This window comes from Peribacillus sp. YIM B13477 (assembly GCF_042787955.1).
Lineage (GTDB): Bacteria > Bacillota > Bacilli > Bacillales > DSM-1321 > Peribacillus > Peribacillus frigoritolerans.
Genome location: NZ_JBHZPD010000016.1, coordinates 1 through 21,560, shown reverse-complemented (window position 1 = coordinate 21,560; position 21,560 = coordinate 1). Strand labels below are relative to the sequence as shown.

At 41.8% G+C, this 21,560-nt stretch carries 24 protein-coding genes, 1 rRNA gene and 2 other annotated features; all 25 genes read right to left on the bottom strand.

What is annotated here, in order from left to right; genetic code table 11:
• Window positions 1-174 precede the first annotated feature (174 nt).
• Window positions 175-780, bottom strand: coding sequence for a class I SAM-dependent methyltransferase (locus ACFX4H_RS25270; RefSeq protein WP_063577540.1), 606 nt, complete (start codon window positions 778-780; stop codon window positions 175-177).
• Between the two features lie 195 nt (window positions 781-975).
• Window positions 976-1,335, bottom strand: coding sequence for a 50S ribosomal protein L7/L12 (gene rplL / locus ACFX4H_RS25265; protein ID WP_048677872.1), 360 nt, complete (start codon window positions 1,333-1,335; stop codon window positions 976-978).
• Between the two features lie 62 nt (window positions 1,336-1,397).
• Window positions 1,398-1,898, bottom strand: coding sequence for a 50S ribosomal protein L10 (rplJ, locus tag ACFX4H_RS25260; protein ID WP_048677870.1), 501 nt, complete (start codon window positions 1,896-1,898; stop codon window positions 1,398-1,400).
• 39 nt (window positions 1,899-1,937) lie between these two features.
• Window positions 1,938-2,088, bottom strand: a sequence feature (ribosomal protein L10 leader region).
• Between the two features lie 50 nt (window positions 2,089-2,138).
• The gene (gene rplA / locus ACFX4H_RS25255; RefSeq protein ID WP_048677868.1) at window positions 2,139-2,831 is read right to left on the bottom strand and encodes a 50S ribosomal protein L1; all 693 of its coding nucleotides are present in this window, start codon (window positions 2,829-2,831) and stop codon (window positions 2,139-2,141) included.
• A 104-nt stretch (window positions 2,832-2,935) separates the two neighbouring features.
• Window positions 2,936-3,361, bottom strand: a complete 426-nt coding sequence (gene rplK / locus ACFX4H_RS25250) for a 50S ribosomal protein L11 (RefSeq protein ID WP_034305057.1) — start codon at window positions 3,359-3,361, stop codon at window positions 2,936-2,938.
• A 174-nt stretch (window positions 3,362-3,535) separates the two neighbouring features.
• Entirely contained in the window at window positions 3,536-4,069 is a 534-nt protein-coding gene (nusG, locus tag ACFX4H_RS25245; protein WP_048677866.1) for a transcription termination/antitermination protein NusG, read from the bottom strand.
• 258 nt (window positions 4,070-4,327) lie between these two features.
• Window positions 4,328-4,510 (bottom strand): preprotein translocase subunit SecE, encoded by a 183-nt coding sequence (gene secE / locus ACFX4H_RS25240; protein ID WP_034305062.1) that lies wholly within the window; start codon window positions 4,508-4,510, stop codon window positions 4,328-4,330.
• Between the two features lie 50 nt (window positions 4,511-4,560).
• Window positions 4,561-4,710 carry a 50S ribosomal protein L33 gene (gene rpmG, locus ACFX4H_RS25235; RefSeq protein ID WP_072273931.1) on the bottom strand — a complete coding sequence of 50 codons (150 nt, stop codon included), beginning with the start codon at window positions 4,708-4,710 and terminating at the stop codon, window positions 4,561-4,563.
• A 193-nt stretch (window positions 4,711-4,903) separates the two neighbouring features.
• Window positions 4,904-5,536, bottom strand: a complete 633-nt coding sequence (gene sigH / locus ACFX4H_RS25230) for an RNA polymerase sporulation sigma factor SigH (protein WP_094246690.1) — start codon at window positions 5,534-5,536, stop codon at window positions 4,904-4,906.
• An 85-nt stretch (window positions 5,537-5,621) separates the two neighbouring features.
• Entirely contained in the window at window positions 5,622-6,131 is a 510-nt protein-coding gene (locus ACFX4H_RS25225; protein WP_034305067.1) for an NYN domain-containing protein, read from the bottom strand.
• A 4-nt stretch (window positions 6,132-6,135) separates the two neighbouring features.
• Window positions 6,136-6,879, bottom strand: coding sequence for a 23S rRNA (guanosine(2251)-2'-O)-methyltransferase RlmB (rlmB, locus tag ACFX4H_RS25220; RefSeq protein WP_034305069.1), 744 nt, complete (start codon window positions 6,877-6,879; stop codon window positions 6,136-6,138).
• Window positions 6,876-7,298 (bottom strand): Mini-ribonuclease 3, encoded by a 423-nt coding sequence (locus ACFX4H_RS25215; protein ID WP_034305071.1) that lies wholly within the window; start codon window positions 7,296-7,298, stop codon window positions 6,876-6,878. The genes rlmB and ACFX4H_RS25215 overlap by 4 nt, the downstream gene beginning before the upstream one ends.
• 3 nt (window positions 7,299-7,301) lie before the next feature.
• Entirely contained in the window at window positions 7,302-8,699 is a 1,398-nt protein-coding gene (cysS, locus tag ACFX4H_RS25210) for a cysteine--tRNA ligase (protein ID WP_057276472.1), read from the bottom strand.
• A gap of 1 nt (window position 8,700) precedes the next feature.
• Window positions 8,701-9,351 carry a serine O-acetyltransferase gene (gene cysE / locus ACFX4H_RS25205; protein ID WP_034305073.1) on the bottom strand — a complete coding sequence of 217 codons (651 nt, stop codon included), beginning with the start codon at window positions 9,349-9,351 and terminating at the stop codon, window positions 8,701-8,703.
• An 85-nt stretch (window positions 9,352-9,436) separates the two neighbouring features.
• Window positions 9,437-9,685: a binding site (T-box leader), on the bottom strand.
• A 42-nt stretch (window positions 9,686-9,727) separates the two neighbouring features.
• Complete coding sequence (gene gltX, locus ACFX4H_RS25200) at window positions 9,728-11,185, bottom strand: glutamate--tRNA ligase (RefSeq protein WP_034305075.1); 1,458 nt, start codon at window positions 11,183-11,185, stop codon at window positions 9,728-9,730.
• A gap of 89 nt (window positions 11,186-11,274) precedes the next feature.
• Complete coding sequence (gene ispF, locus ACFX4H_RS25195) at window positions 11,275-11,754, bottom strand: 2-C-methyl-D-erythritol 2,4-cyclodiphosphate synthase (protein WP_034305078.1); 480 nt, start codon at window positions 11,752-11,754, stop codon at window positions 11,275-11,277.
• Between the two features lie 14 nt (window positions 11,755-11,768).
• Window positions 11,769-12,458, bottom strand: coding sequence for a 2-C-methyl-D-erythritol 4-phosphate cytidylyltransferase (gene ispD, locus ACFX4H_RS25190; RefSeq protein ID WP_034305081.1), 690 nt, complete (start codon window positions 12,456-12,458; stop codon window positions 11,769-11,771).
• A gap of 21 nt (window positions 12,459-12,479) precedes the next feature.
• A complete protein-coding gene (locus ACFX4H_RS25185) occupies window positions 12,480-13,559 on the bottom strand; it encodes a PIN/TRAM domain-containing protein (protein ID WP_096340940.1) in 1,080 nt (359 codons plus the stop codon).
• Between the two features lie 226 nt (window positions 13,560-13,785).
• A complete protein-coding gene (gene disA, locus ACFX4H_RS25180; protein WP_034305085.1) occupies window positions 13,786-14,859 on the bottom strand; it encodes a DNA integrity scanning diadenylate cyclase DisA in 1,074 nt (357 codons plus the stop codon).
• A 2-nt stretch (window positions 14,860-14,861) separates the two neighbouring features.
• Window positions 14,862-16,250 (bottom strand): DNA repair protein RadA, encoded by a 1,389-nt coding sequence (gene radA, locus ACFX4H_RS25175; protein WP_034305087.1) that lies wholly within the window; start codon window positions 16,248-16,250, stop codon window positions 14,862-14,864.
• Between the two features lie 198 nt (window positions 16,251-16,448).
• Window positions 16,449-18,890, bottom strand: coding sequence for an ATP-dependent protease ATP-binding subunit ClpC (gene clpC, locus ACFX4H_RS25170; protein ID WP_034305090.1), 2,442 nt, complete (start codon window positions 18,888-18,890; stop codon window positions 16,449-16,451).
• A 130-nt stretch (window positions 18,891-19,020) separates the two neighbouring features.
• Window positions 19,021-20,097, bottom strand: a complete 1,077-nt coding sequence (gene mcsB / locus ACFX4H_RS25165; RefSeq protein WP_034305092.1) for a protein-arginine kinase McsB — start codon at window positions 20,095-20,097, stop codon at window positions 19,021-19,023.
• Window positions 20,094-20,645 carry a protein-arginine kinase activator protein McsA gene (mcsA, locus tag ACFX4H_RS25160; RefSeq protein WP_034305093.1) on the bottom strand — a complete coding sequence of 184 codons (552 nt, stop codon included), beginning with the start codon at window positions 20,643-20,645 and terminating at the stop codon, window positions 20,094-20,096. Before mcsA ends, mcsB begins: the two co-directional genes overlap by 4 nt.
• Before the next feature lie 21 nt (window positions 20,646-20,666).
• The gene (locus tag ACFX4H_RS25155) at window positions 20,667-21,128 is read right to left on the bottom strand and encodes a CtsR family transcriptional regulator (protein ID WP_034305095.1); all 462 of its coding nucleotides are present in this window, start codon (window positions 21,126-21,128) and stop codon (window positions 20,667-20,669) included.
• A gap of 360 nt (window positions 21,129-21,488) precedes the next feature.
• Window positions 21,489-21,560, bottom strand: a 5S ribosomal RNA gene (gene rrf / locus ACFX4H_RS26890); the annotation flags it as partial.

The window sequence follows — 21,560 nt, the reverse complement described above, 5'->3', positions numbered from 1 at the left end:
TAGACAAAAAGAAAATGGTTTTTATTTTAAAAACCACTATTTCTCATAAAACGAACTATTATTTATATATTTTTCCCATATTATCCATTGATTATACACCAATGGTATAAAAATTGCATAGTTACGGAATTATATATATGCATTTTATAATACTAACATAGCGAAAATTTAGAGTCAAACCTTTTTGGATAATAGTATATAGTAACCTTTTTTCTTAACAGGCACTTCAACATTTCCAAATAATTGCTCCATTTTATCCATTGCGGATGGAGCCCCTTGTTTTTTTTGAATGACAACCCATAATTCTCCACCTGCTACCAAACTGCGATAGCTTTCTTCTAAAATTTCGTGGACTACACTTTTACCTGCGCGAATGGGAGGGTTCGTAAGTATCGCTGCGAATTGATTGGAGGCAACTTTGTCAAAACGATCGCTTTCGTAAATCTTCACATTTGCGATCCCATTAGAAGCAGCATTCTCTTTTGACAATTCAACTGCCCGGCTATTTATATCAATCATTTCTATCGTTCTATCGGGATAAGCTGCCGCAATCGATATCCCGATCGGTCCATACCCGCAACCAACATCGAGAATATTTCCTTCTACAGCTTCACTAAGGTTGAAACTCTCAACCAAAAGACGCGATCCGAAATCAACTTCCTTTTTCGAAAAAACACCATTATCACTTTTGAAGCGAAATGTACGTCCCTTTAATGTGAAATCCCAAAATTTCGGATTGCTTACGACATCCGGTTTATGTGAGTAGTAATGTTCTGTCAGAGTCATCTCCCCCTATCAGAAAGGAATATTGAAGATTTAATGAGAGAAGAGAATTGAAGAATGGATGCTTGCACGCCGGAATATTCCAGTAACGATATCCTCGTTACCAAACCATTAACGGCCAGTTCCCGTCATTTCTTTAAAAATGAAGAAAAAAAGCCCGCCAATGATAGCGAGCTTTTTGTTTATGCAAGATTACTTAACTTCAACGCCAGCTCCAACTTCTTCAAGTTTAGCTTTGATTTCTTCAGCTTCTTCTTTAGAAGCGCCTTCTTTGATTGCTTTTGGAGTGTTGTCAACAAGTTCTTTTGCTTCTTTAAGTCCAAGACCTGTAACTTCACGTACAGCTTTGATAACTTTGATTTTTTGATCTCCAGCTGATGTAAGAACTACATCAAACTCAGTTTTTTCTTCAGCAGCAGCGCCACCAGCAGCAGCTACAGCTACAGGTGCAGCAGCAGTTACGCCAAATTCTTCTTCGATTGCTTTTACAAGGTCGTTTAATTCTAAAACAGTCATGTTTTTAACTGCTTCAATGATTTGATCTTTAGTCATTTTTATTTCCTCCTCGAAATGGTTGGTTTTTTTTGAATCAGCAGGCTAAATAAGCGGTTAGCTTACGCGCCTTGTTCTTCTTTTTGCTCTGCAACAGCTTTTGTAGCAAGAGCAAGTCCGCGCATAGGTGCTTGTAGCACGCTGAGTAGCATTGAAAGTAGGCCTTCGCGTGAAGGTAGTTCTGCAAGAGCTTTAATTTCTTCAGCAGTTGCAACATTTCCTTCGATAACTCCAGCTTTGATTTCTAACGCTTCATGTTTTTTCGCAAAATCGTTAAGGATTTTTGCTGGCGCAATAACATCTTCAGTTGAGAATGCAATTGCGTTTGGACCTGTTAATGATTCGTTCAAAGCGCTAAGTTCAGCACTTTCAGCAGCACGGCGAGTCATAGAGTTTTTGTAAACTTTAAACTCAACGCCAGCTTCACGAAGTTGCTTACGAAGTTCTGTTACTTCAGCAACAGTCAATCCACGGTAGTCAACAACTACTGTTGATTGGCTTGAAGTTAACTTTTCAGAAATCTCAGCAACGATTTTTTGCTTTTGTTCAATAATTGCGTTCATCCTTACACCTCCTGTAGATTTGCTTGAAAACATTTATACCGTTTCAAAGAAAAAGCCTTCATCTCTATTGCAGACATGAAGGCAGTAATTTCAAAAGTCATAGTCAAGGACTATTATTATCGAATTACCTCGGCAGGGAATTAAGCTCGTAATGAGCACCTACTGTCTACGGTACAAATAGTATTCATTTATTCACAACAAAACTTATTATAACAATAATAGTTTTGGTATGTCAATTATTTATTTGAAAGAAGAAGGATCAACTTTCACGCCAGGGCCCATTGTAGTTGTTACAGAAACGTTTTTCATGTAAGTTCCTTTAGCAGCCGCAGGTTTAACTTTCAATAATGTATCATAGATAGTAGTGAAGTTTTCCACTAGTTTAGCATCTTCGAAAGATACTTTACCGATTGGAGCATGGATGTTACCAGCTTTATCTACGCGGTATTCAACTTTACCAGCTTTGATTTCATTAACAGCTTTCGTTACATCGAAAGTTACTGTGCCAGTTTTAGGGTTAGGCATTAAACCTTTAGGTCCTAATACACGGCCAAGTTTACCAACTTCACCCATCATGTCTGGAGTCGCAACGATTACATCGAATTCGAACCATCCTTGTTGGATTTTGTTGATGTAGTCAGATTCGCCAACGTAGTCAGCACCAGCAGCTTCCGCTTCTTTTGCTTTTTCGCCTTTTGCGAATACTAATACGCGTTGAGTTTTACCAGTACCATTCGGAAGAACAACAGCTCCACGAATTTGTTGGTCAGCTTTCTTAGGGTCTACGCCTAAACGGAAAGCAACTTCAACAGTCGCATCGAATTTTGCGAAGTTTGCTTTTTTAGCAACTTCGATTGCTTCAGTTACAGCATAAGCCTTAGAAACTTCTACAAGCTTAGCTGCTTCAAGATACTTTTTACCTTTTTTTGCCATGATATAAATCCTCCTAAATTGTGGTTTTAACGGAATGACCTCCCACGAATAAAGGTTGCGAGTATCAATCGCAACCCCGTAGAAACAAATAGCAATTACATGGATTAGTCTTCGATGACAATACCCATGCTGCGAGCAGTACCTTCAACCATACGCATTGCAGCTTCGACGCTTGCAGCGTTTAGGTCAGGCATTTTAGTTTCAGCAATCTCGCGCACTTGATCACGCTTGACTGTAGCAACTTTATTACGGTTAGGTTCACCAGAACCAGACTCGATACCAGCTACTTTCTTAAGCAATACTGCAGCCGGTGGAGTTTTTGTAATGAATGTAAATGAACGGTCTTCAAATACCGTGATTTCAACAGGAATAATTAGACCAGCTTGATCTGCTGTACGAGCGTTGAACTCCTTACAGAATCCCATGATGTTTACACCAGCTTGACCTAATGCAGGACCGACTGGCGGTGCCGGATTCGCTTTACCAGCAGGAATTTGCAATTTAACCATTTTAATTACTTTTTTAGCCACGAGACACACCTCCTTATAAGTCCGTGATGTGGTAATAGGGTAATACCCTCCCACTCATCTTGAATTCTTTATATATTAATAAAGAATGCTTGTATCGTTGAGGCCTAAAAATTGAAACATACTGACCTTTGAAATTTTACCACTTTCAAAAGGCAATTTCAAGTTTTTTTCCGTTTATAATTTTTCCACTTGATTAAAATCAAGTTCTACCGGTGTATCACGGCCGAACATATTGACTAGGACCCTTACTTTCCCTTTGTCTTTATCAAGTTCTTCAATCGGTCCTGCAAAAGTTGCAAATGGTCCTTCTTTAACTTGAACCGTATCACCGATTTCAAAATCAACTTCGATTTTGCTTTCATCTACGCCCATGCGTTTAAGAACGACTTCAATTTCCTCCGGAAGCAATGCAGTCGGTTTTGACCCAGCTCCAGATGAACCCACAAAACCTGTTACCCCAGGCGTATTCCGGACAACATACCATGAATCATCCGTCATGATGATCTCAACCAACACATAACCTGGAAACACTTTCTTTTTGGTCACTTTCTTTTTGCCATCTTTCACTTCTGTTTCTTCTTCTTCTGGAACTACAACGCGAAAGATCTTGTCTTCCATCCCCATAGTTTCAACACGTTTTTCCAAGTTAGCTTTAACCTTGTTCTCATAACCTGAATAGGTGTGAACTACATACCAATTCTTTTCCATGTGTTAGGACTTTAACGTCCTTCCCTCCCTGCAATCGATCATTTTCTTTATTAATCTTTATCTTTGAACGTTTTAGCCAAAAAACCATACAGGCGTCATCCCGAACTTAACTAGAATATATTGTGATGATTCGTATTACAGCAGCACTCGTTTTTGAACTTCTTCACTTATTAAAAAAGACAAATTAAAAAACCCGTTTCCGGGCTTTTCTGCTGACACATATTATTCTATCACTATTATACCTTATTTTCGAATCTCTTATTCAATAACTAAGCGAATTAATTCGGAAATACCCAAATCGACCACTGTAAAGAATAAAGCCATAAATACTACAGTCGTTACCACCACGATTGTATATTTGGTAAGCTCCTTGCGTTTCGGCCAGCTTACCTTTTGCATTTCGCGAGCGACTCCGCTGAAAAATTCGGTAAAACGTTTCATGAATGTACCTCCAAGCATTAGAAGCTTCTGTCAATCTATTTATAAAACGGTTATTTCGTTTCTTTGTGAATCGAGTGTGAGTTGCACGTACTGCAAAATTTCTTGATTTCCAGCCGTTCGCCGCTTGTCGATTGTTTGCTCTCATAACTATAATTTCTTGAACCGCAATCGTTGCAGGCAAGAACTATTTTTTTTCGCATTAGATACACCTATCCTATCTACTATATCCATAAAACCTTATCACGACTGTTTTTTATTGTCAATATCAAAGCGGGTTCCACCCATTATGGACAACGTAAATCAAAACATCGGCTTGCATCTAAAAATCTTAGTGAATAAAAAACTTCCATGTGGAGAAGGGACAGATGAAATTAAGCGGAAAAAGCGGAGGGATTATAAACTGATTTCCCTTACTTCCAGATAGCGCTCGAGCTTTCTTTTCACCCGCTGAAGGGCGTTGTCGATTGACTTAACATGCCGGTTCAACTCTTCCGAAATTTCTTGGTAGGTTTGTCCATCCAGGTAAAGAGCTAACACTTTTCTCTCAAGATCACTCAGGAGCTCGGCCATCTTTAATTCGATATCGTCAAACTCTTCTTGGTTGATGATCAGTTCTTCCGGGTCCAAAACCTTCGTACCCGATATGATATCCATTAGAGTTCGGTCCGATTCCTCATCATAAATTGGCTTGTCCAGGGAAACATAGGAATTGAGCGGAATATGTTTTTGACGTGTTGCTGTTTTGATAGCTGTAATGATCTGCCTCGTAATGCATAGTTCTGCAAATGCTTTAAAAGAAGATAACTTATCCCCTTTAAAATCACGGACGGCTTTATATAAACCAATCATACCTTCTTGCACGATGTCTTCCTTATCGGCACCAATCAAGAAATAAGTCCTTGCCTTCGCTCTTACAAAATTACGATACTTTTGGATCAAATAATCAAGCGCTTCACTGTCTCCAGTGTGCACCAACCCTATCAATTCATCATCCTCAAACTGAAGATACTTTTCGTTCAGCTTCATTCCGAATTTGAGACCCACATTATATCCCCCTGACCTGACTCAGATAGAAATATTATACAGCAGGTAAATTTTACCCGTCAATGGTTCAAATTTTCCCCCGGCGCCATTTTTCGAAAATTTCTGCCACTTCTTCACTTAAAGGAATTTTAGCAACTGGTCTTATCGTTGTTGTTTTTCTTACATCTTTCTTGATTTCGCCTTGAATTTCTTCCATTTCAATTAGCAGTTCACGAGCAGATTTCCTTAGAGCCCCTTGGCCAAAGATCACCCACTGTTCCGTGAAGTCAGAGGTTGCCACTTGAATTTGCGTTTTGACATTATTCAGTTCGATGGCCATCTTTTCTATTCTTTCATCCGCAGTTTCATTTTCTTTTGTAAAAATTACGTCAACTTTGTGATTTTTGAATATGCGGGCAATTCCCTGAACATATTGAGCATCAAATACGACAATTACACGGTATCCGGTAAATGCTTGATATTCCGCCATCATTTCTATCAATCGGTCCCTTGCAGCAGCAAGATCCCGTTCTTTTAATTCTCTCAGTTCCGGCCAAGCTCCAATAATGTTATAACCGTCCACCAACAGAATATTCATTTCGTCATTGCCCTAGGGGATTTCTTTTTCTATAAACCTCATACATCAATAAACCGGCTGCTACCGATGCATTTAACGAAGTTACTTTTCCTGCCATTGGAAGACGGATGAGAAAATCACATTTCTCTTTCATTAACCGGGCCATGCCTTTTCCTTCGCTGCCGATAACAAGTCCGATAGGCATCTTTCCGTCCATGTTACGGTAATCATCGCTGCCTTTCGCATCGGTACCGACTATCCATACCCCTCGCTCTTTCAATTCTTCCACCGCTCTTGCCAAATTTGTAACGCGAGCTACAGGAATATATTCGATTGCACCAGTCGAAGCTTTAGCCACTGTTGCCGTCAAGCCAACCGCTCTTCTTTTCGGTATGATGATTCCATGGGCCCCGACTGCATCGGCCGTCCTCATGATCGAACCTAAATTATGCGGATCTTCAACCTCATCAAGGATCATGAAAAAAGGTGCTTCGTCCCGTTCAGCCGCTTTAGCGAATAAGTCATCCAGTTCCACATATTCATATGCAGCCACTTGCGCGATAACGCCTTGATGGATGCCTTCTACCATTTGGTCAATTTTTTTCTTCGGTACGATTTGCACGAGAACCTTCTTTTCCTTCGCGAGACCGATAAGTGGTTGCATCGAGCCTTTTTGCGAGCCCTCGGCTATCCAAATTTTATTAACTTCCCGTTCGGAGCGAAGTGCCTCCAATACGGGGTTTCTGCCAATGATATATTCTTCGCTCATGGGTTACTCCCCTTTTCTTCTTCAATGTATTCAATGGATTTTTTGATGAGTTCTTCCATTCTTTCTATTCGACCGGATAAATACAAAAATCCCATAAGAGCCTCGAAGGCTGTACTGTAGCGATACGTTTGCACATCTGTATTCTTCGGTACCGTACCGGATTTCGCATTTCGGCCGCGCCGAACGACAGCGGATTCCTCTTCCGATAGCCAATCTGACTCCAGAAAGAAGTGGATGATTTTATTTTGCGCTTTAGCAGCTACAAAAGATGTAGCTTTTTTGTGAAGTAGATTGGGCTTGACCGCCCCTTTTTGAATGAGGTGATGCCGTATATACGTTTCGTATACAGCATCACCTATATATGCTAAAGCAAGACTGTTCAGCATTTTTGCATCTACCTTACTATCGTAATGAAGCATTAATTACCCTCTTTTCCATCTTGTACCTTGAGGGGTATCCTCTAATATGATATTCATGTTTTTCAAGCGATCGCGAATTTCATCAGATAAGCCAAAATTGCGATCTTTCCGCGCTTGAATCCTTTGCTGTATCAACCCTTCAATTTCTTCATCCAGTAGCCCCTCTTCTTCAAGGGACAAACCGAGGACAGAAAATAAGGTGTTGAATTTATCAAGGAAAGCATCAATTACTTCCTTGTCTGTGTTTTTCTCCATCAAGTAATAATTTGCCTGTTTGGAAAGTTCAAAAAGCATGGATATTGCATTAGCCGTGTTGAAATCATCGTCCATTTCCTTAATGAATTGTTCATGTAAATCATTCAGCTTCTCCAACCAAACATCATTATTCTCAGTCAATCCGTCACTTACTTGAAGGCGATGCTTTAAATTTTGATATGATGTCCTTAAGCGTTCAAGGGACGCTTTTACATTTTCAAGCACTTCTTCACTATAATTGATCGGATGACGGTAATGTACTGATAACATGAAGAAGCGTAACACTTGTGGATCATGCTTCTGAATGATGTCATGCACAAGGACGAAATTGCCTAAGGACTTAGACATTTTTTCATTCTCAATATTTATATACCCATTATGCATCCAATAATTCGCAAAGGTCTTACCCGTCAATGCTTCGGATTGTGCAATTTCATTTTCATGATGCGGGAATGCCAGATCTTGACCTCCTGCATGAATATCGATGGTATCCCCCAAATACTTTTTGACCATTGCGGAGCATTCGATATGCCAACCAGGACGCCCCTTACCCCATGGGCTCTCCCATGATATTTCATCATCCTTAGCCGCTTTCCAAAGGGCAAAATCAAGGGCATCTTGTTTTTTCTCCCCTATTTCAATACGTGCCCCCACTCGAAGCTCATCGATGGACTGATGTGAAAGCTTGCCATATCCTTCAAACTTACGAGTGCGGTAGTACACATCCCCTTCCGATTCATAAGCGAAACCTTTCTCGATTAGCGCCGAGATGAATTCAATGATTGCATCCATGTTCTCCATTACGGTCGGGTGAGCATCCGCTTTTTTGCAGCCCAGTGCCGACACGTCTTCAAAATACGCCTTGATGAAACGCTCAGATATGGTCGGGACATCTTCCCCCAATTCTTTTGCCGCGCGAATCAGCTTATCATCCACATCCGTGAAGTTCGAAACGAATTGCACATCATATCCACGGTAATCCAAATACCTACGAACGGTATCGAATACGATTGCCGGTCTTGCATTGCCAATATGAATGTAATTATAGACAGTGGGTCCGCATACATACATCTTCACTTTTCCCTCTTCAATCGGGACGAAGGTTTCCTTTTTTCTTGTTGCTGTGTTATATATTTTAATCGCCATATTATAGACTCCTTTCTTCCTGCTTCTGTTCGGCCAACCTTGCTCTTAAGGCTCTGATTTCACTATCCAATTCCTTAAAGCGATCAGCGATTGGATCAGGAAGATCACAATGATTTAGGTCTTTATTGATTTTGATACCATCTTGAATGACCACTTTACCTGGAATGCCCACCACTGTAGAATTAGGTGGCACTTCCTTTAAAACGACCGATCCCGCACCGATTTTCGAGTTTTCCCCAACAGTGATGGAACCCAGCACTTTTGCTCCTGTAGCTATCAAAACATTATCCTTTATCGTAGGATGACGTTTTCCCTTTTCTTTTCCGGTCCCCCCAAGGGTTACACCTTGAAAGACGGATACATTGTCGCCAATTTCACAAGTTTCGCCAATGACGATCCCCATACCATGGTCAATGAAGAAACGACGGCCAATCGTAGCCCCTGGATGAATTTCAATTCCGGTAAAAAACCGGCTGATTTGAGATATGCTTCTCGCCAGGAAAAAGAATTTCCTCTTAAATAGTGCGTGAGCCATCCTATGACTCCAAATCGCATGTAAACCCGCGTACGTCAATATGACTTCCAAATAGCTGCGCGCAGCAGGATCTTGATCAAAAACCACTTCGATATCTTCTTTAAACATCTTTAACAAAATGATTCCCCCCTATGTTCCGTCCTTTTCCAACATCCCCTTTTGAAGCTTTTAAAGCATATAAAAAAGCGTCTCTGTCCAAATAGACAGAGACGCTTGAAGCGCGGTTCCACTCTGTTTGGAATGTACGAACCAGGTAAAGCTTTTTCCTGTTTTTTCATCCCCAACTTTAATCCCTGTAACGGAGGACATTCCGCCTGTGCCTACTATAGGTTAGTTCAGCAAAGGACTCAAGGGTGCATTTCAGAAAACGAGAGGCCTGAACCACTTTCAGCAGGTTATGGTTCTCTCTAAAAAGCTTCGTTTACTTACTTCTCCCCATCTACGCGTTCTTTTGTAAGATTATTAAATACTATATTACATTTTCGACAAATTGTTAATATAAAATACTCTGAATACGCTGTTTAATTTTTTCTTGGCCCAGTAATGAAATTGCCTTAGGCAAGTCAGGACCATGTGTTTGACCTGTGACGGCAGCCCTTATCGGCATGAATAATTTTTTCCCTTTATGCCCTGTGCTTTTTTGTACGGCTTTAATCGACTTCTTGATTTCATCCGCATTAAATTCTTCAAGCCCTTCGATCTCCTGAAGGAAAGCTTTCATGACTTCCGGTACCTGTTCTTCAGCCAGCACTTCCTTAGCTTCTTGCTCGAACTCGACGTCATCCTTGAAAAACAGTTCAGAAAGCTCGACTATTTCCGCTCCATAGCTCATCTGTTCTTGAAAAAGTGAAACAAGCCCATGTACCCACTCTTCTTCTTCGGCGGTCAGTGTCTCTGAAACCTTCCCGGCTTTAATTAAGTGAGGCAATGACAATTCCACTGCACGATTGACGTCCAATTGCTTCACATATTGATTATTCATCCAAGTAAGCTTTTGCTTATCGAAAAGTGCAGGTGATTTAGACAGACGGTCAGCATCGAAAAGATTAATGAATTCTTCCTTCGTGAATATCTCTTCCTCCCCGACCGGAGACCATCCTAGTAATGTAATGAAATTGAATAAAGCTTCAGGTACATAACCAAGCTCTTCATATTGCTCAATGAATTGAATGATCGACTCATCACGTTTACTCAGTTTCTTCCTGCTTTCGTTTACAATCAGCGTCATATGTCCGAATACCGGCGGTTCCCAGCCGAAAGCTTCATAAATCATCAATTGTTTTGGAGTATTGGAGATATGATCATCACCGCGAAGGACATGGGAAATCTTCATCAAGTGATCATCGACGGCCACTGCAAAGTTATAAGTTGGAATGCCATCTTTTTTAACGATGACAAAATCACCAAAGCCATCCGTTTCAAATGAAACCTCATCCTTGACCATATCTTTGAAGGTAAGGACCTTCCCAGCTGGAACGGCAAAGCGAATGCTCGGTTTTCTTCCTTGTGCCACTAGTTCCGCTTGCTCTTCCTCAGTTAAATGCTTGCACTTCCCGGAATATTTTGGCGTTTCATTGCGTTCGACCTGTCCTTCACGCTCTGCTTCAAGCTCTTCTTCCGTACAATAGCATTTATATGCTAAACCCTTATCCAAAAGCTCTTGATACAATTCCTGATAAAGGTCGTTCCTTTCGGATTGACGGTATGGACCGTATTCACCGCCAACATCAACACCTTCATCCCAATCCATGCCAAGCCATTTCAAATATTTAAGCTGACTTTCCTCTCCGCCTTCAATATTTCTCTTTTGGTCGGTATCTTCAATACGGATGATGAATTTCCCGCCTTTATTTCGTGCGTATAAATAATTAAATAAAGCAGTCCGTGCATTACCAATATGTAAATGTCCAGTCGGACTCGGTGCATAGCGAACTCGAATATCGCTGCTCATGATATATATAGACCTCCCAGTCGTTCTATTCTATTGTTTATATTATCATTTAAATACATTGGGATAAAGGCATCCACTCTAAAAACGATTTAGTTTGATTTGACCAATAAGACAACAGCCTGTGCCGCGATTCCTTCGCCCCTGCCTGTAAATCCAAGTTTCTCCGTAGTGGTCGCCTTTACATTAATCCTGTCTATCGAGGCATCTAAAAGTTCTGCAATCCTGCCTCGCATTTCCTCGATATAAGGTGCCATTTTCGGGCTTTGTGCAATGATTGTACAATCCGCATTGCCTAGGGAATATCCTTCTTTTTTTACGATCGCCCAAATATACTGCAGCAGTTTTGCCGAATCGGCATCTTTAAATTCAGGGTCCGTATCCGGAAAATGCTTACCGATATCCCCTGCACCAATTGCCCCCAAGCAGGCATCGGCAACAGTATGCAGAAGGACATCCGCATCCGAATGACCCAGCAGTCCTTTCTCATACGGAATCGTAATCCCGCCAATTATCAAAGGCCTGCCTTCCACAAGCTGATGAACGTCATATCCTTGTCCTATTCTAAACATATCATTCTCCCCAATCATCGTTTTCCATGTTGTTGTTTATGTAAAATCGCTTCTGCAAAATAAAGGTCTTCCTGAGTCGTAATCTTAATATTATCATAATTGCCCTCAATAATAACTACCTGTTCATTGATCCGCTCTAGTAAACTTGCATCGTCCGTCCCTAAAAATCCTTCAGCTTCTGCCTGTTCATACGCCCTTTTTAATATGGATACACGAAAAGCTTGTGGAGTTTGCACCGCCCACAAGCTTGATCGTTCCACTGTTTCCAATACCTTTTTGTTTGCCGCTTTTTTAATCGTATCCTTAACAGGCACTGCAATTACGGCACCTCCATGAAGGGAGGCGGCAGTAGTCAATTCACTGATTTGACCTAGGGTAATAAAAGGGCGGGCACCGTCATGGACCAGGACGATGTCTTCATCTGCATGTTGCAGTCCATTATAAACGCTTTGTTGCCGCTCCTTGCCACCCATGACCAGTTTCTTGACCTTTTTAAGACCATACGCTGCTATCAATTGATTGAAATAATCCTTTTCTGCCGGGTTTATCGAAAGGATAATCCCCCGGCAGTCAGGATCTTCTTCGAAGACACGCAGTGTATAAACAATGATCGGGATACCCGATAGTTCAATAAAAAGTTTATTCTTGCCCGCTTTCATTCTTTTGCCTTGTCCAGCTGCAGGTATCACTACTTCATAAAACATAACGGTTTCTCCTACTCTTCTTTATAATGCTTTTTCTAATAGTTTCGGTTTAGCGAATATCATGCGGCCTGCAGAGGTTTGCAATACACTTGTGACAAGTACATCGATCCGTTTCCCGATATGGTCACGGCCACCCTCGACAACGATCATGGTTCCATCGTCCAAATAAGCGATGCCCTGGTTCTGCTCTTTCCCGTCCTTTATGACCTGAACGTTCATCTCTTCCCCAGGAAGCACAACAGGTTTTACGGCATTGGCCAGGTCATTGATATTAAGTACCGCCACATTTTGAAACTCGCATACTTTGTTTAAATTGAAATCATTGGTAACGACCATTCCGCCCGATATTTTGGCAAGCTTCACCAGTTTACTGTCCACTTCCTGAATGTCTTCAAAATCCCCCTCGTACATCTCCACTTTAATCGGCAGGTCTTTTTGAATCCGATTCAGGATATCCAAACCGCGCCTTCCACGATTCCTTTTCAATGCATCAGATGAATCGGCAATGTGCTGCAATTCGTTTAATACGAATTGAGGAATGACTATGGTACCCTCCAGAAAGCCTGTCTGACAAATATCCGCAATTCTGCCATCAATGATGACGCTTGTATCGAGAATCTTCAGGCGCTTGCTATACCCCTCTTCATCCTCTTCGCTTGCTTCACCATCCGTGTTCTTTTTCTTATTGCTTTTCGTGAATAAACTCAATAGCTCATCGCGTTTTTTAAAGCCCACCTGAAAACCAAGATATCCAAATAAAAGCGTAAGGATGATAGGAACCACCTTGATGGCACTGAATGCGGATCCAACCAAGAACGCTGCCAGCAATCCAACTAAAAGACCTACGCTGCCAAAGATTATATCCGTAATCGGTATCTTTACAAGCTGTTCCTCCAGCCATTTCATAAAATAGATCACGTGATCTACTGCCCAAAAAGTTATAAGATAAAAGATAATGGCACCCAACAGTACACTTACATAAGGATTGTTTAATAAAGCAATATCGTCTGCATGTAGAACAGTTAATAATTCCGGAATAAGCAACATACCAAGTGTTCCGCCTACTATTAAGAAGCATGCTTGTATAATGCGTTTTAACATCCCTTTCACCTCCTTCTACTCATTATTGACCAATAAAATAAAATGAAACCTTCGAAAATTCGTTTTCACTATATACGTTAAATTCACTTAAGGAATTAGTGGATTTACAAATATGAATTCTTCTCTTTTTCGTAATATTAGCCTAGCACCCCGAGTTTTGAGTGTCAAAAATAAACACCAATCAATTTCAAGCCCGTTCAGGAGTATTTTTAAAGCCGGCTGCACCTTACATCCTTCTATTTGTGACCAGCTGATTTTTCAAAATTCGGAGTCCTTCTTTAATTTTATTGGCCCGGACTTCTCCTATGCCCTCCACGTCGTCAAGGTTTTCAACCGTAGCTTTATTGACTTCACTAAAGCTTCCGAACTGTTTCACTAAATTTTCGATGATCAAACCCGGCAAGCGTGGGATTTTATGAAGAATACGGTAACCACGGGGATGTACTGACTCATCAAGATGAATGTATCCATGATAGCCCAGCACCTTAAGAAGAATGCTTTCATCCAATTTTTCCTGCATGGCCAACTCTTGAAGCCTAAAAATGATTTCCTCGGGATTTTCATCATTACTGGAGGTATAATCCTTGATAAGCCATTTCCCTTCCGTTTCGATATCTGCCAGGATTTCATTCATTTGCAAACGGATCAGCCTTCCTTCCGTACCAAGCTCATTAAGGTACGTCAGCAGCTCCGCCTTGATCCTGAGCACCATCACATAACGGTGAAATACCTGCAAAAGATCGGCATAGGTCACGATTTCCTCAAACTCGAGCGCTCCTAAAACCGATATGCTCTGCTGCAGGACCACCTTGTATTTTTCCAAGGTCTGGATGGCTAAATTAGCCTTGGCAAGTATGACTCCTATATCTTTAAGGGCATACCGGAAATTGCCCTGATATAAAGTGATGACATTCCGGCGTTGTGAGATTGCGATGACCAACGACTTGGTCTCCCTTGCCACCCGTTCCGCTGTCCTATGCCTCATTCCCGTTTCAGTGGAAGGTGTACTGTTATCAGGCACTAATTGGGCATTTGCGAAAATGATCTTATCGGCGGTTTCATTTAAAATGATGGCCCCGTCCATCTTCGCCAACTCATATAATGTACTGGGGGTACAGCTGCAGTTGATTTCGAAGCCGCCATCCACGATCGTTCGCACCTTCTCATTATATCCGGCCACTATCAAACCGCCCGTGTTCGCCCTCAGGACATTTTCAATACCCTCCCGAAGCGGGGTACCCGGTGCTACGATTTGCAGAATTTCCAATTTTGTTTTCTCATACCCTTTTTTATCTGTCATGCTTAACCCCCTAACGATTGTTTAAGAGCCTCCGAAACCGATGAAACACCAATGATCTTAATACCTTTCGGCGCGGTCCACCCTCCTATATTATTAGCCGGTATGATAGCCCGCTCAAACCCTAATTTCGCTGCTTCCTGCACCCTTTGTTCAATTCGAGACACCCTTCTAACTTCACCAGTCAGCCCCACTTCACCAATGATGCAATCGGCAGGGTTTGTTGGTTTATCACGGAAGCTTGATGCAATGCTTATTGCGACAGCGAGGTCAATTGCCGGTTCATCCAGCTTGACACCGCCAGCAACCTTTAAATACGCATCTTGGTTTTGGAGCAGCAAGCCCACTCTCTTTTCCAGGACAGCCATTAAAAGCGAAACTCGATTGTGATCAATTCCCGTGGCCATCCGCCTCGGATTGCCAAAACTCGTAGGAGAAATCAATGCTTGAATTTCAACAAGCACCGGCCTTGTGCCCTCCATGGATGCGACGACTGTGGACCCCGAAGCTCCTTGCGACCGTTCTTCAAGGAAAATTTCCGATGGATTCGCCACCTCTTCCAATCCATGTTCTTTCATTTCAAAAATACCCATCTCATTCGTCGAACCAAAGCGATTTTTAACCGCACGTATAATTCGATATGTATGGTGTCTTTCACCTTCAAAATATAATACGGTGTCAACCATGTGCTCAAGCAGCCGTGGTCCCGCAATGGCCCCTTCTTTTGTAACGTGACCGACGATAAAAATCGCAATCCCGTTCGTTTTAGCAATGCGCATGAGTGAGGCTGTGCATTCCCTCACTTGTGAAACGCTTCCCGGGGCAGATGTAACCTCCGAATGGTAAACCGTTTGAATCGAGTCAATAATGACCAAATCCGGTTTAACGTCTGTAATTGCTTGTTGGATATAGTCCATATCGGTTTCAGAATAAACGAATAGATTTTCCGACATGGTCCCAAGCCGGTCCGCTCTCAATTTGGTTTGCTTGACTGATTCTTCACCTGATATATAAAGCACTTTTTTCTGTTTATGCGCCAATTGGGATGATACCTGTAAAAGCAGGGTGGACTTACCGATACCCGGGTCCCCTCCGATCAATACAAGTGATCCCTGTACGATCCCGCCCCCAAGAGCACGATTCAATTCCATTAGATCCGTCTTAATGCGTGGTTCTTTTTCCGATTGAATGGTCGTTATGGGTGCTGCCTTCTCCCGTTCCCCGGAAACTCTAACCTCTGAATGGGTAAAAGCGCCTTTTCTTGCAGGTTTAACGATTTCGGTTTCCTCGACCATTTTGTTCCATTCACCGCAGCCTGGGCATTTCCCCATCCATTTCGCGGACTCATACCCACAAGACTGACACATAAATTTCGTTTTCTTTTTTACAGCCATAAATTACTCCTCTTCCTTTGGAAAAAATATCTATATTAAGGATATTATATCTCTGTTTTATTTAAACCTTCTTAAGGCTAAGTTTTTTTAAAAAAATATTCACTTTGCTTGTCCCGTTTATACTCATATCTACCTATGGATAAAAAACAGAGGTACACTGCAAAAGAATCTGCGTGTACCTCGAAGTTTAGGATCAGGTTATTCACTTACATTAACAGGCTCGCCTTGTCGGATTGCAAACTCATTATTCACGACATCCATTACTACCGTTTGCCCTTTTTTCACGTTGCCTTTAAGCAACTCTTCGGATAGATAATCCTCTACATGCTTCTGAAGCGCCCTGCGGATTGGCCTTGCCCCATATTCCGGATCAAAACCTTCCGTGGCAATTTTTTCTCTAGCCGCATCTGTCAGCTCCAAGTATATCTCCTGTTCTTTCAAACGGGTAGTAAGCTGATTTGACATTAATGTAACGATTTGTTTCAAATGATCTTTCTCTAATGAGTGGAACACGATAGTTTCATCAATACGATTCAGGAATTCCGGACGGAATGCACGTTTGAGTTCTTCCATCACTTTCCCTTTCATATTTTTATAGTCCTGCCCAGTATCCTGGATGTTAAAGCCGACATACTTATCAGTTTTCAAGGCAGACGCCCCTACATTCGATGTCATGATCAGAATGGTATTCCTGAAATCGACAGTACGCCCCTTGGAATCTGTCAGTCTTCCGTCTTCCAACACTTGAAGAAGAATATTGAAGACATCCGGATGCGCCTTTTCTATTTCATCAAGAAGAACGACGGAGTATGGTTTCCTCCGCACTTTTTCCGTTAACTGACCGCCTTCTTCGTACCCAACATATCCTGGAGGCGATCCAACAAGACGTGAAGTCGAATGTTTCTCCATATATTCGGACATATCGATGCGGATCATGGCATCTTCATCACCAAAAATGGATTCAGCCAAAGCACGGGCTAGCTCGGTTTTACCGACCCCTGTAGGCCCCAAGAAGATGAATGAACCAATTGGACGCTTAGGATCTTTCAAACCTGCCCTTGCACGTCGTACTGCTTTAGAAACCGCAATGACGGCCTCTTCCTGCCCAATTACACGATCATGGAGGATTGACTCCATATTAAGCAGTTTGTCTGACTCCGTTTGCGCCAATTTAGTGACCGGCACTCCCGTCCAGCTGGATACGACGTGTGCAATGTCATCCACGGTCACTTCACTGTTTTCCTGCCCTTGTTTTTCTTTCCAAGTTTTTTTCGTTTCTTCCAATTGTTCTCTTAAGCGTTGTTCTGTATCGCGAAGCGAAGCAGCTTTTTCAAATTCCTGACTTTGAACGGAAGCATCCTTTTCCTTGCGAACATCATCTAGTTTCACTTCAAGTTCCTTTAGGTTAGGTGGCGTTGTGTATGAGCGCAGCCTAACTTTGGAACCAGCTTCATCAATCAAGTCAATCGCTTTATCAGGTAAAAAGCGATCGGAAATATAACGGTCTGATAATTTGACTGCAGCATCAATCGCTTCGTCAGTGATCGATACGCGGTGATGTGCCTCATAACGGTCACGAAGACCTTTGAGAATTTGGATGGATTCCTCAATTGTCGGTTCATCGACTTGGATTGGCTGGAAGCGACGTTCAAGGGCAGCATCCTTTTCAATATACTTGCGGTACTCATCCAAAGTTGTAGCACCGATACATTGTAATTCACCACGGGCCAATGATGGTTTAAGGATATTGGAGGCATCGATGGCACCTTCTGCACCACCTGCACCAATCAATGTATGCAATTCATCGATGAATAGGATGATATTACCTGCCTGGCGTATTTCATCCATGACTTTCTTCAACCGATCCTCAAATTCACCCCGGTATTTAGTGCCAGCCACAACAGTACCCATATCAAGTGTCATGACGCGTTTATCACGTAAAATCTCAGGTACCTCATTATTGATAATCTGTTGGGCAAGCCCTTCAGCAATGGCTGTTTTACCAACGCCAGGTTCACCGATCAATACTGGGTTATTTTTTGTACGACGGCTTAATACCTCAATGACACGCTGTATTTCCTTACTTCTTCCGATAACCGGATCCAAGCTTCCTTCCCTGGCAATCGCCGTTAAATCACGGGCAAGGCCATCTAGTGTCGGCGTGCTTGCATTTGCAGCGGCTGAACCTTGATGACCACCTGATTCATTGCTGCCCAAAAGTTGTAATACTTGTTGTCGGGCTTTATTTAAACTTACTCCCAGATTATTCAATACGCGGGCAGCGACACCTTCCCCTTCTCGTATAAGACCTAGAAGGACATGCTCTGTCCCAACATATGAGTGACCTAATTTTCTTGCTTCATCCATGGAAAGCTCAATGACCTTCTTGGCTCTTGGGGTATAATGTATCGTTTGAGCCGTATCCTGTCCACGGCCAATTAAATTTTCCACTTCTTTCTGAATCTTCTCCGGACCCAATCCAAGAGCATATAACGCTTTGGCTGCAATACCATCACCCTCTCGGACCAGGCCCAGTAAAATATGTTCCGTGCCAATATTATTATGACCTAAACGGATTGCTTCTTCTTGGGCTAATGCTAATACTTTCTGGGCTCTTTCAGTAAAACGACCAAACATCATAGGGAATTCCTCCTTAAGAATTTTCGTTTTGAATAAAATTGCTGGCAATTCTCTAAGTAATGGCAGAAGCTTATTCTTGCTCCATATCTATTACATGAAATTTAATTCTCCCTAAAGGGGTCAATAACCTCTATGAGGAGGAAGATTCCGTGAAATTCAAGCGTTCCCGGATGAGTGCTGCTCTACGGATATCCCTTTCATGGGGTCTTAAAGGGCCGCCTGCGTACTTTTGTAAAAATCCCGACTGCGTCAAAATCATCAATTCATTTAGAATGCTTTTGGAAATACTCTTTATATACCCAAGATCTATCCCTAACCTAACATCGGAGATACATGTAGCTGCTTCCTTTGTCTCGATTATTCGAGCATTGGACAAAACCCCATATGAACGGAAAATTCTATCTTCTAATTGTATGTGGGAAGTCCTCGCCAATGCATCCCTCGCTGACCGTTCCTGGGCTATGATTTGTTGCACTACACTCGTTAGATCTTCAACGATATCCCTTTCCGATTTTCCAAGAGTGATTTGATTGGAAATTTGAAAAATATTCCCCAACGCTTGACTGCCCTCTCCATAAATCCCTCGAACCACCAACCCCAATTGATTGATAGCCGGTATGATATTATTCATCTGCTGTGTAAGGACCAGACCCGGCAGATGCATCATGACTGAAGCCCTTAACCCTGTTCCCACATTAGTCGGACAACTAGTCAGGTATCCTCTTTCTTCATCATATGCATAGTCTATGGATTCTTCAATCCAATCGTCAAGAACATTTGCAATCTTTAAGGTTTCCTTTAGCTGCAACCCCGACATTAAACATTGAATACGGAGATGGTCCTCTTCGTTTATCATGATACTTATTTCTTCATTTTCCGAAAGGAGACATGCGCTTTTCGCTGAATCTTCAACTAAATGAGGACTGATTAAATGTTTTTCAACCAGAACGCGCTTTTCCAGTGGCTGCAATTGGTCAATCTCTAATAGCTCCAATTTCCCAATCTCTGGTGTTACTTCCTCTTCGATCCTTTTTTTAATCAATTCAATGATTTTATTAGCTTCTTCGTTCGAAAAGGAGGTTGGGAAGGTAAAGTCTTTGAAATTCCTGGCCAGCCGAATCCGTGAACTCAATACAATATCGATTTCCGGACCTTCGGCACTCATCCAGGAACTCAAGGCGTTTTCTACAAACTTTTCCAAGCTCATAATTCCTCGCCTCCCTCTTGTGCTTCATACCTTTTTTCAAGGGAACGAACCTTATCTCTTACTTCTGCCGCCTTCTCAAACTCCTCTTGATCAATGTGGACCTTTAAAACTTCTTTCAAATCCAAAATTTGCTTTCGAAGATATATGGCGCCGCCAATCCTTTTTGGAATTTTCCCTATGTGTGCTGTATTGCCGCTATGAACCCTCTTTAAAATGGGATTTAACTGTTCATTGAACGTTTTATAACATTCGGCACAGCCAAACTTGCCAATATGGACAAATTCTTTATAAGATCGATGACAATGCGGGCAGCGCCTCTCTTCCGTTTTCGGAAATGCATTTGCCTTTGTCTGTTGAATATTCGACTCCATATTCAACAATCCTGCTAATAAATTATTTATTGAAAAACCAGGTCCACCTGCCTCCATGAACATTTCACCTTTTTCCTGAGCACATTTCTCACAAATCATGACTTCAGTCTTTTTCCCATTGATGATTTTGGTGAAGTGCAGGGTAGCAGGCCTTTGATGACATTCTTGGCAAATCAACGTTCATCACCTCTGCCAGTTTCATTTATATTTTAAAGTAGTAAGCATCGCTGTTAAAATTCTTGCCCTAAGCTCATCGCGGTCAGGCAGGTCGATATAAATCACCGATCTATCTATGACGCTCATCATAATCTTTGCTTCTCTTTCATTAATGACGTCTTCATTCATCAGCCGTGAAATTACTCCTTCAGCCATCGATTGAGTTACCCTGGAACCAATAAGCGATAATAAGTGGTTGATAAGTTGCACGGAATCCTGTGATTCCACTTTCATGATGCGTATATAACCGCCGCCTCCACGCTTACTCTCTACAACATAACCTCTCTCGATGGTAAACCTGGTATTTATTACGTAATTGATTTGAGAAGGAACACACTGAAATTTATCCGCTATTTCACTTCTTTTTATCTCCAAGATATCTTTTTGACTTATTTCAAGTACTTGCTTCAAATAAGTTTCGATAACATCAGATATGTTTCTCACTCAGCCTCCTCCATTCTGACTTTGACTATATTTGACTATTATTATACAAGGAATAATGCATTTTGCAACTTAAACGCATTTTCTTTCTGTAATATCCATTTTCTCCAAATTATATGTAGTTACATACCCCATTGAACATTAAAGTTGAAATATCTTACATAAATACCCTATATAGATGGATGTAAAACCTGAAATTTTTCTTCTCCTTAAGAATTCTGCCCCTTTTCCCCAGCTCATCCATTCCTCCTCATGATATGGCAACCAATTCAAATAAGGCCAGCCCGTACTGTCCCTGCAAACGGAAAAATTTTTTAATTACAAACAAAAAAAGACCAGCCGGATGGCTGATCTTTTTAAATGGCTTGGCGGCGTCCTACTCTCACAGGGGGAAACCCCCAACTACCATCGGCGCTGAAGAGCTTAACTGCCGTG